This is a genomic window from Martelella mediterranea, assembly GCF_021021415.1.
GTDB lineage: Bacteria > Pseudomonadota > Alphaproteobacteria > Rhizobiales > Rhizobiaceae > Martelella > Martelella mediterranea_C.
In genome coordinates this window covers 30,275-43,758 of sequence record NZ_JAINWJ010000037.1, presented here as the reverse complement: position 1 = coordinate 43,758, position 13,484 = coordinate 30,275, and the positions used below count along the sequence as shown (strand labels likewise).

Genomic DNA, 13,484 nt, shown 5'->3' with positions numbered 1-13,484 from the left:
CGTCTAATCAGCGCGTACCGGAACGGTCGGCTATGCCCAGATAGATCGGATTGGACAATGCACGGCGGAAAGGCTGCGCGGCGATCGCCGCCTCGTCGACACCGCCCGGCCACGGTTTCTCGCCGACAGCTTGCCTGAAGGCTTCCATCAGATCCGGCCTGCTTTTGTCCGCTATGATTTCCGCGCGCACGAAGCCGTTGGCGGAACCGCTATAGCCGCCCCGCCATTCATCGGCGGCAATCTCCTGTCGCGCAATCTCGCCTGTGGCGTCAAACCAGACGAGGCAATCGCCCTTTGCGCCGCGAATAATGGCCTCGGCGTCGAAGGATCGCTGCAGCACCGTGCCGCCCATCGGCGTGTCGCCGATCGTGATTTCGAGATGCGGCCCGGTCGGGCTTTCGGTGACATAGCCCCTCCCCGCCTTCATGGCTTTGAGGATATTGTCTTCGCAAAGCCCATCCATCCAGAGCACCGTGGTCGGGCGTGCGAGCACCAGCGGCCCTTCCGGCAGCAACCACTCCGGCTGATGATAGTCGCTGCCGCCGATCGCCGCGATCCGCAGCCCGGATGCCAGCCGTTCCTGCCAGCGCGAAAGCGAGATCCAGTTCCACAGCGGCCAGGCCGATTGCCAGACCTCCATCAGCTCGACCTGCGGCAGCGGATAGTCCCAGGGGATGGTCGGCTTGTCGTGGTTGATCGACAGCAGACCGCCGCGCCGATGTACGGCGGCGGCCATCTTGTGGGCATCTTCCGGCTTTTCCATCCGGAAATCGATCCAGTCGTCGACGCCAAAGACATTGGCATGACCGATCGCCGTGGTGACTTCCATGGCACGGACGAAGACGAGGTCCGGCGAACTCTCGCGATGGAAATAGCGCCGCTGGGTGATGGTGTTGTGGTCGGCAACGGCGAGGAAATCGAGCCCGGCCTGGCGCGCTGCCGCGTGAAGCACCTCCGGCGCGCCGCGCGCATCGGAGTGAAACGTATGGCAATGCAGGTCGCCGCGAAACCATCCGGTGCCTTCCCTCACGGGGAAGCTTCGCGCGGGCTGCGGCGCGAGCGGTCGTTCTGTATTGTCGAGGCTCACCGTGATCCTGATGTCCGCGCCCGACTCGGGCAGCTTGTAAAGACCGAGCATGACTTGCCACCGCCCCGGCGGAATTTCGCCGTGGATATAGCCGGGCGTCGCATCATCGGTCGCTATGAAGAACCGGTCGCGCGCGCCGCCGCTCCAGCCGCGAAAACCGCGATCGGCGGGAAACGGCGCGATCCGAGGATCGACGCAGCCGAGATCGATGACGCAGTCCTCGGCCTTTGGATAGTCGAGCGTCACATCGATCCGCGTGGTGCCATCCGGCACGTCAAACGGCACATAGGCATAGGGCGAGCGCGCCTGGTCGGCGGGCATCAGCTTCAGCGCGATGTCCTGCATGTCACGCCGTTTCATCGTCATGCTTCAGCCGGTAGCCTTCGGCGTCGAACAGCGTGATGTGCTCGGCCTTCATGTTGAGCGTCACGGTCTTGCCCAGCATGATCTCGTCATCGGTGAAGATGCGGGCGGTGAAACGCGCCGCGTCCTCGCGTTCGAGCGTCACGAGCTTTTCCGGGCCCATATTCTCATTGGCAAACAGTTCGCCGGTAATCGTGCTAGGTCCGGTGTCGCCGATGGCCAGATGCTCGGGCCGGACGCCAAGCGTCAGGCGGTTGCCGGTCTTCAGGGCCTCGGCAAAGGAGGCGTGAACGGCAAGCGGTTCGATCGCGATCCCATCGGCGCTGAGATGCAGCTTTCCGTCGTCAATCATCGCCTCCACCGGCAAAAGGTTCATCGGCGGATTGCCAACGAAATTGGCGACGAAGGTGTTGGCCGGGCGACGATAGATCTCGATCGGCGGCGCATATTGCACGATCTGTCCCCGGTCCATCACCGCAACGCGGGTCGCAAGCGCCATGGCTTCGGCCTGGTCGTGCGTCACATAGACCGCCGTCATGCCGAGATCGTGCTGGAGATGGTTCAGGAAGCCGCGCGCCTCGAGCCGCAGCTTGGCGTCGAGGTTGGAAAGCGGTTCGTCGAACAGATAGACCCGGCTTGGATAGACGAGCGCGCGGGCAAGCGATGTGCGCTGCTGCTGGCCGCCGGAAATCTGGCTTGGCAGGCGCTTCATCAGATCGCCGATCTTCAGCACGTCCGCCACTTCCTTGGCGCGGGCATGGCGCTTGTCGGTAGCCTCGCCCCGCACCTTCAGCGGGTAGGCGATATTGTCCTCGAGGTTCATATGCGGATAGAGCGCATAGTCCTGGAACACCATCGATATCTGCCGGTCCTTGGGATGGAGATAGGTGACGTCCCTGCCGTCGATCAGCACCTGGCCGGAGGTCGGAAACTCCAGACCCGCCATCATCCTGAGGCTGGTGGTCTTGCCGCAGCCGGAGGGGCCGAGCAGGCAGACGAATTCACCATCGCCGATCTCGATATTGAGGTCCGAGGCGGCGGTGAAGGCGCCGAACTTCTTGGTTACGTTCTTGAATTCAACCGATGCCATGTAACTTTGGTCCGTTTAGGCCTTGATCCCGCCGAAGAACCGGAAGCCGAACTTCCAGCTGACGAACAGGTAAAGGGCGATGACAGGAAGCGAGTAGATCAGCGCATAGGCTGCAAGCAGTGTGACGACAGGCGTGCCCGCTTCCGAATAGAAGGAATAGATCGCGACGGATGCCGGCATCAGATCCTCCGAGCGAAGCAGGATGAAGGGGATCAGGAAGCTGCCCCAGATATTGACGAAGGCCCAGACGACCACGACGACGATGCCGGGCCGGATAACCGGCAGCGCGACATCGAAGAAGGCCTGCACCGGCGATGCGCCGGCGACCATTGCGCTTTCTTCGTAAGAACGCGGAATGCCGTCGATGAAGTCGCGCAGGATGAACATCCCCGTCGGCAGCAGCCCGCCTGCGAAAACGAGGATCACGGCGAGATGGCTGTCGATCAGGCCCATCGCGGAGATGATCAGGAAGATCGGAACCATTGCCGCTGAACCCGAAACCACCGAGGAAAACAGCAACAGCACATAGGTGACCGCGCCCTTGCCGGGCATGGCCGAACGGGAGAGTGCATAGGCCGCAAGCGTCGCCGCCCCGCCGACTAGCACAACGCCACCGACGCTCTGGATAAGCGAATTGAGGAGCGCGCGGATGGCAAAGCTGTTTTCGAACACCGTCGCGAAATTCTGCAGCGTGAACGGGTCGGGAATGGCCAACCCCAGTTCGGCGCGCGCATTGAAGGGCGCGAACAGGAACCAGATCAGCGGCAGCGCGAAGACAGCGCCGAGAATGGCCGCGAAGGCGGAGAACCCGATGCGGGAGACGTACTGGCGGAAACCGAGCTTCATTGCGCTTCTCCCGCAGCCTTCTTGCGTGCAACGCGCAGGTAGATCAGCGCGAAGGCAAGATTGATGAACATGATGACCACGCCGACGGCGGCCCCCTTGCCGAATTCGAAATCGCGGAAGGCGATGCGATAGGTGTAGATCGACAGAACCTCGGTCCGGTAGGACGGCCCGCCCTTGGTAAGCAGGTAGGGCGTGAACACGTTGAAGGTCCACATCGTGATCAGGATCAGATCGGTGACGACATGGCCGCGCACCAGCGGCAGCGCGATATCGCGGAACTTCTGCCACGAGGATGCGCCGGCAACATCGGCCGCCTGGAAATAGCTTGGCGGGATCGACGAGAAGGCCGAGTTGAACAGCATCATCGAGAAGGCGGCGCCGCGCCATGTGTTGAAGAACACGATCACCCAGAACGGATAGTCGAGCAGCCAGTCGCCGCGCGGCAGGCCAAGGCTCGTCAGTATCTCGTTCATCGTGCCGTTGTCATAGTCGAGAAAGGCAAACCACGCGAAGCCGATCACAACTTCCGGCAGGATCCACGCGCCGATGACTGCCGTCTCCGTCAGGCTCTTTACCGGTTTCGGAACCGCCTGCATCAGCCACGCCAGCAGCAGGCCAAGCACGGCCTGACCGATGATGGCGGAAAACAGCACGAACTGGATCGTCAGGATGAGCGAAAAGCCGAACTGGCCGCGGGTGAAGAAGTTCGAGGGATCGAACAGCGCGATATAGTTATCGAGGCCCACGAATTCCGGATTGACGGCCGTCTTGCCGAGCAGCGTCCGGTTCGTGAACGAAACGAAGATGATCCAGAAGAACGGCGCGATCACGAAGGCGCCGACAAGCGCCGCCGCGGGCGCCATGAACAGCGACCCCGCCCTGTTGGATAGAAGCGTGAACTTTTTCAATTTTTGGCTCCGCGCGGGAATGCGGATGCCGCATGGCCAGAGCCATGCGGCATCCCCGAAAGACTTACTGAAGGCTTACAGTGTTTTCGGCGCCGACAATCTCGGTCACCGCAGACTTGTACTGCTCCATCGCTTCCTCGGGCGACATCTCGCCGGAAACGACGGCCTCGGTCATGCGCTGAACTTCGGCGGAGACCTTGTTGTAGTCGGCATCGTTCGGACGGGCCGTTGTCAGGGGCAGAAGCTCCTGCGAGGTTTCCGACAGGAACGGAGAGTCCGGAATGCCGACATCGTCGCGCAGGCGAATACGGGCCTGGTAGGTCTGGAAGGCTTCAAGCTGCTCCTTGCTGTTCATATAGGCAAGCAAGTCCCATGCTTCCTCGGGCGCATCCGTGTTCGGATTGAGCACAAAGCCCGTGCCGCCGGAAATCGTCACGAAATCCTGGCCGCTGAAGCCGGCGCCCGGTTCACGGGCCGGCATCTTCTTCCAGGTCATCAGATTGTCGCGATCCTTCAGTTCGAATTCCGAGCCGGGGGCCGTGACGGCACGATAGAACCAGTCGCCCTCCACCAGCATGGCGGTCTTGCCATCGCGGAAATTGGCGAAGGTGCGGTTGCGGCCATCACCCAGAAGCTGGGCACGACGGTCTCCGAGCTCCTCATCGAGATAGACGGTCTTGTAGAAATTCAGCGTGTCGAGGATGCCGGGGCTGGAAATGATCCACTTGCCGTCTTCATCCTTGAGTCCGGAATCGGCGCCGAGCACGAGCATGTAATAGCCCTGCATCGTGGTCGCCTCGCCCATCGAAACACCGGCATTGATCTGCAGCGGCGAAGAATCCGGCACGGCTTCCTTGATCTTGCGCGCAGCGTCGAGCAGATCGTCCCAGGAGGTCGGCTGCCAGCTGTCGGCATCGATGCCGGCCTGCTCGAACAGATCCTTGCGGATAAAGATCATGCGCACATCAGTGCCGAGCGCGATCCCGTAGACCTTGCCGTCGAACGACATCAGCTGCTTGGAGCCATCGGAAATATGTTCCCAGCCTTCCCACTCATCGACGGCCGGGCCTGCAAGTTCGTCAAGCGGCTTCAAGAGGCCGGCTTCCACGAAGCTCGGAATAAGAAAGCCATCGAAACCGTTGACGTCGGCGCCAGCTCCGGTCGAGAAGTCGAGCGCCTGCTGCTGCGTGAGCTGCTCGTCCTGCCCGGCAAATTCCTTCAGCGTGACGGTGACGTCCTCACCGCTTTCCGACTTCATCTTCTCGAAGCCGGGAATGACGCTCTGCTTGATCCACTCGGCCATCTGGCTGTTGGCGCCGCCTTCTACGCAGCGGCATGTAATGCTGAGATCGGTCGCAAACGCCGGTGCGGCCATCGCGCTGGCGCCGGCAAGGGCGATCATTAGGGTTTTCAAACGTCCGACCATCACGAAACTCCTCCCTGTTTGGATGTCGCCGACTTCCCGGCGCACGTTACGAACTGCGCGGATACCTCCACACACCGCTGCTTCAAAAATGAACACGTTTTCATTTTCTCGTCAACATGACTCATCGAAATTCATCTCCCCTTCCGTGGCTGGCTGAAACGAGAACCTCTATTACCACTGATTTAATGGGGGTTTTATGACAATCGCAGTGAAGTCGAGCTTGACTTCTCCCCAAGGTCCGGGGATAAATCCCACAGATATTATTGCAAACGCTTTCATATTTGTGAGGCATTAACTTGTCGGATCGACCGATCAGAAACGGAGAAAGAGCAACGGCCAACATGGTGGCCGAGGCGGCGAACGTATCGCGCGCGGCGGTCTCCCGCGCATTCAATCCGAATGCCTCGCTGAAACCCGAAAAGCGCCAGCGTATTCTCAAGATCGCACAGGAACTGAACTATACGCCCGATATGGCGGCCCGCGCGCTGGTGACGCGCCGCTCGCATCTTGTGGGCGTTATCGTGCCTGCGGTGTGCAGCCCGTGGGAGAGCCAGGAAATCGATGCGCTGACGACGGCATTGCAGGACAAGGGTTTTGCCACCCTGCTATTCAAGACGCGGGCCGACCGGGCCATGGATAGCCGGCTGCTCACTTATATGAAGGGTTTCAATCTCGACTCGATCGTCGCCTTTGCCGAAAATGTGCGGCCCGACACGCTCGCCCGCTATCTCGACCGGGCGGTCCCGATCTATCTCAGCTATCCGCGCGAGGACGGCGAGCTGCCGCCACCGTTTCGCGAAAGCAAGGCCCATTTCGATCGTGTCGAGGTCTTGCAGCGCGATGGGATCGAAAAGGCGGTGGCGCTCGTGCAGGGCTATGGCGGAAAGCGCTTCGCCTATCTCGCCGGCGACACCAATACGCTGGCCAATGCCGAGCGCAGCCAGACCTTTGTCGAAATCCTGCAGTCAAGAGGGCTGGGCGAGCCCGTCATCATCCCCGGCGACTTCACCTACGAAACCGCCTTTGCGGCCACGATCGACCTGTTCCGCTACGGCAGTGACGTCGATGCCATTTTCGCCGCCAACGACGTCAGCGCCTTTGGCGCGATCGATGCGCTGCGCCACGAACTAGGCCTGCGGGTGCCCGAGGATGTCAAGGTCGTCGGCTTCGATGACATCGACCAGTCGGCCTGGCGGAGCTACAACCTCACGACCGTCAAGGTCGACCTTTCCGAGCGCGTCGCGACGATCATCCGCCTGATCCTGCGGCGGCTGGACGACCCGGCAGCGCCCGCCATGTCCGAGACCATCCGCACGCGCCTCGTGGTGCGCGGCACTGTCGGCTGAAAAGTCCCTACCCTCCAAACGCAGAAAAGCCCGACCGATGCGCCAGCCGACCATTCACCTTGTCTTCAAGACTCATCTCGATATCGGTTTCACAGACCACGCCGAAAGGGTTCGCCGCCAGTACCACGAGGTCTTCATCCCCCAGGCGCTGACGACGGCGGAGCATTTCTACCGCGAAGACCCCGAGCGCCCGGCATTTGTCTGGACCACCGGGGCCTGGCTGATCTGGGATCACCTGGCGACCCGGTCGGCTGCCGAGGTCGAGCGGCTGGAGCGTGCAATCAGGAACGGCCTGATACGCTGGCACGGTCTGCCCTTCACGACCCATTCGGAACTGATGTCGCCGGCGCTGTTTCGCGCCGGCGTTTCCTATTCGCAAATGCTCGACGCCCGTTTTGGGTTCAGGACACATGCCGCCAAGATGACCGATGTGCCGGGCCACACGCTCGGCATCGTGCCGCTGATGGCAGCGGCCGACATTCGCTTTTTCCACATCGGCGTCAACACTGCTTCACCTGTCCCCGCCTTTCCGCCGCTTTCGCGCTGGCGCGCGCCGGATGGATCGGAGGTCGTTGTGATGTACGAGGATTCCTATGGCGGGGTTCAGTTCCCGGACGGTCTGTCGGATGGACTCGGCTTTGCCCACACCCACGACAATATCGGGCCGCAGACGGTGTCGCAGACGACCGAGGTCTATCGCGCGCTCCGCCACGACCATCCCGACGCCGACATCCGGGCCGCGACACTGGAGACCTATGGCGCAATTCTGTGGGAGTGCAGGGAAAGCCTGCCCGTGGTTGACATCGAACCGGGTGACAGCTGGATCCACGGCGCCGGCGCAGATCCTGTGAAGATGGCCCGGTTTCGCAGCCTCCAGCGGCTTTACGACGCCTTCGAGACGGAGGGCCTGACGGAGACGCGCGCCGCATTCGGGCGCGATCTTGCGATGCTTGCAGAACACACCTGCGGCGTGGACATAAAGACCTATCTGCGCGACGACCTTGCCTGGGACCGAACCGATTTCGATGCGGCGCGCAAGACGGATTACCGCTTCATCTACAGCGAAGCCTCCTGGGCGGAGCAGCGCGGCTTGATCGACAAGGCCATTGAAAATCTCTCCGGAGAAGACCGGTCACGCGCTGATGGCGCGCTTGCCGATGCCACCCCGCCGCAGCTCAAATTGACGCCACCGCTCGCCCCGGCAAACACGTTCACGGTCGCCGGCTGGTCGGGTGAGCTCGACCCTCGGACCGGTGATATCATCCGCCTCACCGCGCCTGACGGCCGGATACTGACAGACAACACCCTGATCGGCTATCGCCACGAAAGCTATGACTCAGGCGATGTCGCGGCGCATATGGATACCTACATCACGCATCGCGAGGAATGGGCGATCCTCGACCATGACAAGCCGGGCCTGTCACACGCGAAAACCGCGCGCTCGGCTGTCTTCGCGCCTCGATATCTCGGGCTGCAAACTGACGGCGAACAGGTTATCATCCACCACGAAATGCCGCTCGATGCGCACCTTGACCTTGGCGCGCCGCAAACCACCGAACTCCGGGTGTGGGGCGACGGTCACTCGCTTCATTTTTCGCTCGTTCTGCGCGAAAAGCCCGCCAACCGCATGCCGGAAGCCGGCTTCCTCGCCTTCGCGCTCGGAGGTTTCAGCCAATGGTCGTTCCTCAAAACAGGGTTGTGGCATGATGCCGGGCGCACAGCGCATAATGGCGGCGGTCAGCTGCAGGCCATATTCGCAGCGCGCAGCCGCCACCCCGACGGCACGGAAGTCGAGCTCACGCCGCTCGATACCGCGCTCGTCGCGCCGATAGGCCAGCCATTCATGCCCTATTCGAAGCAACCCTCAAGCTTCGACCGCGGCATACGCTTCAACCTCTACAACAACAAATGGGGCACCAATTTCCCGATGTGGTGGGAAGGCGACGCGCAGGCCCGGTTTCAGCTGTCGTTCAACCAATCCCTATGAACCAGCACGGCGCGCGAGATCCCGGTGACGCTATCATCGGCGACAAGAATTCTGGAAGCCCTGCCTTCGAACGTCCGGGGCAATGAGCTGGAGGAGAGTATCCTTCTGCCCGGCCATCGCGGCCGGTCCGGACGACCGGAGCCCCCTCAAAGGCCCCCTCCCCTCCCCCGCCGCGGACGGGCTACGCCGTCTTGACCTTTACAGGGGTTTGACTGTCACGACGCCCTTGGCGTGGGGTGCTGATGCGCGGCCGGACCCCGCCTTTCCGGGAGGTCAACGTATCGAGTGCTCCCGTACCTCCCTGTGCAGGCCTTGCGCAGCACGGCCGGTCAGGGTCGCTCAAGCTATGCCTCTTCGCGTTTGCTATTTGATGGCGAAGTTGCCAGCCGTAAGGAATCGGATTATTTCTATATAAAATAGTGAGTTACCGGAATTCTGTCGTTTTGTTTCGGGTGCATGTCTGACGGAGATTTTACATAGTTCGATCCGCGGCGGGCGGTGCTGAGCCAAGTGGTATTCAAGCCGTATCCGGCCTAGCGATGCATTAACCTCTCGTTAACTAAAAATACCTTGCACGCTCAACGAATCGGTCCATACTAATAACGCTTTTTGACCGTTGTTCGTATAAAAAGCGTTCTTAGAGAATTAACCGAGTCGATGGCAGTGATTCCTTGACGACACAATCTGTTGCAAACACCGGCAAAACCGATTTTGCCGACGAGATCCTTGATCAGGGGAAGCTTATCTCGGATAAGCTCGATCTGCTGCGCATCGAGCAATTCCCGCCGAATGCACAGAAGGGACTGCGGCTCTTCGGTATCGCCGAGGTCGCGGAGTTTCTCGGCGTCACCCAGAACCATATCAAGAAACTGCATCTGGAGGGCAAGGGCCCCTCGCCCGTCGTTTCAGCCTCCGGCCGCCGCTCGTATTCGGCCGAGCAAATCCTGGAGCTGCGCCGGTTTCTGGACAAGAACGGTCGCTCCGACAAGTTTTATGTGCCTCATCGTCGACCAGGTGACGATCTGCAAATTCTCTCTGTGGTCAACTTCAAAGGCGGCAGCGGCAAGACCACCACGACGGCCCACCTTGCCCAGTATCTCGCCCTCACCGGCCATCGCGTTCTGGCGATTGATCTCGATCCGCAGGCTTCGCTGACTGCGCTGCACGGCATCCAGCCGGAGCTCGACAATTCGCCCTCTCTATTTGAGGCGTTGCGGTATGATGACCAGATCAAGCCGATCAGCGAGATCATCCGCCCTACCAACTTTCCCGGGCTCGATATCGTACCGGCCAATCTCGAGCTGCAGGAATATGAATATGAGACACCGCTTGCCGCCACCGACCGGTCTTCCCAAGAGGGCCGACTTTTTTTCACCCGCCTCACCAGGGCGCTGAAGGAAGTTGAGGCCGATTATGATGTCGTGGTGATCGATTGCCCGCCCCAACTGGGCTATCTTACCTTGACGGCGCTGACTGCTTCCACCTCGGTGCTGATTACCGTGCATCCGCAAATGCTCGATATTCTGTCCATGAGCCAGTTCCTGCTGATGCTGGGCGGTATTCTTGATTCAATTCGCGGCGTGGGCGCCAGCGTCAAGCTTAACTGGTTCCGCTACCTGGTGACCCGCTATGAGCCGACGGACGGACCGCAGGCGCAGATGGTTGGCTTCATGCAGGCGATGTTCGGGAGCAGAATGCTCAAGAACCACATGGTCAAGTCCACGGCCATTTCCGACGCAGGCATTACCAAGCAGACGCTCTACGAGGTCGAGCGCGTACAGTTCACGCGAACGACCTATGACCGTGCGATTGGCTGCCTAAACGACGTCAATGGCGAGATTGCCGAACTCATCCACCAGGCATGGGGACGCAAGTGATGTTGCCAGCCGTACGAGCAGAAGATTTTTGTCGCATATTCAAACGCTTGTCACGTGATCGGGGGGGGCTGATATGGCACGCAAGCACCTTTTGAACCATATCATAAACCCGAAAGAGGCCAGCGATAAGCCCGAGGCCGGGCACGACGGGCGCTCGGCATATGCCTTGCGCGGCGCATCGCGGTCGATGTTGCTGTCGCTTGAGGAAATGGCGGAGAATTCGCTGCGCGTCCAGGACGGCGAGACGATCGTCATGCTGGACCCGAACGATATCGATCCATCGCCCTATGTCGATCGCATCGAGGAAGATGGCGAAGCCTTGAATGTGCTCGTTGAAGCCATTCGCGAGGCTGGGCAGATTTCGCCGATCCTTGTGCGACCCAATCCGGACGTCGCCGGTCGTTTCATCCTCGTCTATGGTCATCGCCGCACCCGGGCGGCAAAGATGCTTGGCATCAAGGTCCGTGCGATTATTCGCGATCTTGAGGATCTTGCCCATATCGTGGCCCAGGGACAAGAGAACACGGCGCGTGCGGATCTCTCCTTCATCGAAAAAGCGTTGTTTGCCAGCCGCCTGCAGCAATCCGGCATCGACAGGCAAGCCATTCGTCAGGCGCTCAGCATTGATAACGCCATGCTTTCGCGCATGCTTTCGATCGCGGAAGGCATCCCGACGGACATTCTCGAGCAGATCGGCGCGGCCAAAGGGATCGGCCGCGATCGTTGGGATGAGCTAAAGCGTTTGCTGCTGCCGCCAGCAAAGCTGGAGCAGGCGCGTCAGTTTGTGGCGGAAGCACGTTTTCAGGAGCTCGGCTCGCCGGAGCGGTGTCTGGCGCTGCTTGAGGAGCTGAAGCGCAAGGGAAGGCGTGCGAGGCCGAAGAATGTCAGCGAAAAGAAGTGGTCGCTGGCTGACAACAAGATGAGCGTGACAACGAAGCACGCCGCAAACGGTTTTTCTCTTTCGCTCAAGGCTGCGGATGCGGATGCCTTCGGCACCTATCTTTCCGCCCAGTTGGAAGAGCTCTACGACGAATTTCAACGTCAGCAGAAGAAAGGATAACGCGCAAAAGAAAAAAGGCCCCCAAACGACGAGCGTCCGGAAGCCGATTTTGTAACTAGCACCTACTGATTCGCATTTCCGACCGTTTCCGTCAAGAGGCTTTCCTGCATTCGACGTGGGGAGGGGTGGATTCTTTTGCCTTTTTGAAAGGTGAACCATGGACAATGCGATGACAACGACGCCCTTTGGGCGGCGGCCGATGTCGCTCGCGATGCTTTCAAGCCAGAAAGTGGCGCGGGAGGCCCCAAAGGGGGCGCGGCTGAACAAATGGAAGCTGTTTCACACCGTGCGTGAGGCACGGGCAGCGCTCGGCGCCAGCGATCGCGGCCTTGCGATCCTGAACGCGCTTCTGACCTTCTATCCCGAAAACGAGCTTTCGGAGGAAACCGGCTTCGTGGTCTGGCCCTCCAATGAACAGCTGATCGCCCGCGCCAACGGCATTTCGCCGGCGACGCTGCGCCGTCATCTGGCGGTTCTGGTCGAGTGCGGCCTGATTATCCGGCGTGACAGTCCGAACGGCAAGCGCTTCGCCCGAAAGGGCAGGGGAGGGCAGGTGGAGCAGGCCTATGGCTTCGACCTGTCGCCGCTCGTTGCGCGGGCGGCCGAGTTTGCGGCGATGGCCGAGAGGATCGCCGAAGAGCGCCGCGCGCTCAAATGCGCGCGTGAACGGCTGACGCTGCTGCGCCGGGATATCGTCAAGATGATCGAGGCCGGGCTGGAAGAGGGCGTTGCCGGCGACTGGTCACGGATCAGCCAGGTCTATCGCGGGATCATCGACCGATTGCCGCGCACGCCGGATCTGGCAACGGCAGAGGATCTCTGCGACGCGCTTTCGCTCTTGCATGAGGAGGTGCGTGACACATTGGAATTGCACGTGAATTCACAAAATAAGAGCGCCAATGAGTCTCATGCTGAGCGCCACAAACAGAATTCAAACCCAGACTCCCAATTTGAATCTAAATATGGCTCTAGAAATAAATCAGAAGCGAGCGGCAGCGCCGACGAAACCGACAACCTGCACAGCCTGCCGAAGCGCGAATTGCCATTGGCACTGGTGCTGGATGCCTGCGAAGGCTGGCGGGACCTCGCCAAGGGAGGGGCTATCCGCAACTGGCGGGACTTCCTGAGCGTCGCCGAAATCGCGCGGCCGATGCTGGGGGTCAGCCCCAGCGCCTGGCGCGAGGCGGCCGAGGTCATGGGCGACAAACAGGCCGCAATCACCCTTGCCGCGATCTATCAGCGCGGCGAAGCCGTCGTCAGCCCCGGCGGTTATCTGCGCAACCTGACGGAAAGGGCCCGCGACGGGCAATTCTCGGTCTGGCCGATGGTCATGGCGCTGCTCAGGGCAAGGATCGAGGCCGGAAAGGCCACGCAGACGCCAAGTTCTGCTGACGACACGACAGGCAAGGGCGACCACGGTGACGGGCTCTCGGTCTCGCCGGCGCTGACCCGATCATTGAAGAGGCCGAGGTGATGATCAACGGTAGCGTCGCT

The 13,484-nt window shown here is 60.8% G+C and carries 10 protein-coding genes; 5 read left to right on the top strand and 5 right to left on the bottom strand.

Annotated elements, in window-relative coordinates; genetic code table 11:
• Window positions 1-7: 7 nt before the first annotated feature.
• The 5 genes from K7H91_RS18525 to K7H91_RS18505 form a co-directional block, all read right to left on the bottom strand.
• Window positions 8-1,447 carry a CehA/McbA family metallohydrolase gene (locus K7H91_RS18525; RefSeq protein WP_230721715.1) on the bottom strand — a complete coding sequence of 480 codons (1,440 nt, stop codon included), beginning with the start codon at window positions 1,445-1,447 and terminating at the stop codon, window positions 8-10.
• Window positions 1,434-2,540 (bottom strand): ABC transporter ATP-binding protein, encoded by a 1,107-nt coding sequence (locus K7H91_RS18520; RefSeq protein WP_230721714.1) that lies wholly within the window; start codon window positions 2,538-2,540, stop codon window positions 1,434-1,436. Before K7H91_RS18520 ends, K7H91_RS18525 begins: the two co-directional genes overlap by 14 nt.
• Window positions 2,541-2,555: 15 nt before the next feature.
• The gene (locus K7H91_RS18515) at window positions 2,556-3,386 is read right to left on the bottom strand and encodes a carbohydrate ABC transporter permease (RefSeq protein ID WP_230721713.1); all 831 of its coding nucleotides are present in this window, start codon (window positions 3,384-3,386) and stop codon (window positions 2,556-2,558) included.
• Window positions 3,383-4,294, bottom strand: coding sequence for a carbohydrate ABC transporter permease (locus K7H91_RS18510; protein ID WP_230721712.1), 912 nt, complete (start codon window positions 4,292-4,294; stop codon window positions 3,383-3,385). Before K7H91_RS18510 ends, K7H91_RS18515 begins: the two co-directional genes overlap by 4 nt.
• Window positions 4,295-4,358: 64 nt before the next feature.
• Window positions 4,359-5,720, bottom strand: coding sequence for an extracellular solute-binding protein (locus K7H91_RS18505; protein ID WP_230721711.1), 1,362 nt, complete (start codon window positions 5,718-5,720; stop codon window positions 4,359-4,361).
• Window positions 5,721-6,016: 296 nt separating this feature from the next.
• On the opposite strand from K7H91_RS18505, the gene K7H91_RS18500 reads away from it, so the two are divergent.
• The 5 genes from K7H91_RS18500 (at window position 6,017) to repC (ending at window position 13,464) form a co-directional block, all read left to right on the top strand.
• Entirely contained in the window at window positions 6,017-7,066 is a 1,050-nt protein-coding gene (locus tag K7H91_RS18500) for a LacI family DNA-binding transcriptional regulator (protein ID WP_230721710.1), read from the top strand.
• 37 nt (window positions 7,067-7,103) lie between these two features.
• A complete protein-coding gene (locus K7H91_RS18495; RefSeq protein WP_230721709.1) occupies window positions 7,104-9,053 on the top strand; it encodes a DUF5054 domain-containing protein in 1,950 nt (649 codons plus the stop codon).
• 671 nt (window positions 9,054-9,724) lie between these two features.
• Window positions 9,725-10,930, top strand: coding sequence for a plasmid partitioning protein RepA (repA, locus tag K7H91_RS18490; RefSeq protein WP_230721708.1), 1,206 nt, complete (start codon window positions 9,725-9,727; stop codon window positions 10,928-10,930).
• Window positions 10,931-11,003: 73 nt separating this feature from the next.
• Window positions 11,004-11,990 carry a plasmid partitioning protein RepB gene (repB, locus tag K7H91_RS18485; RefSeq protein ID WP_230721707.1) on the top strand — a complete coding sequence of 329 codons (987 nt, stop codon included), beginning with the start codon at window positions 11,004-11,006 and terminating at the stop codon, window positions 11,988-11,990.
• A gap of 157 nt (window positions 11,991-12,147) precedes the next feature.
• A complete protein-coding gene (gene repC / locus K7H91_RS18480; RefSeq protein WP_230721706.1) occupies window positions 12,148-13,464 on the top strand; it encodes a plasmid replication protein RepC in 1,317 nt (438 codons plus the stop codon).
• The last annotated feature ends 20 nt before the right edge of the window (window positions 13,465-13,484 follow it).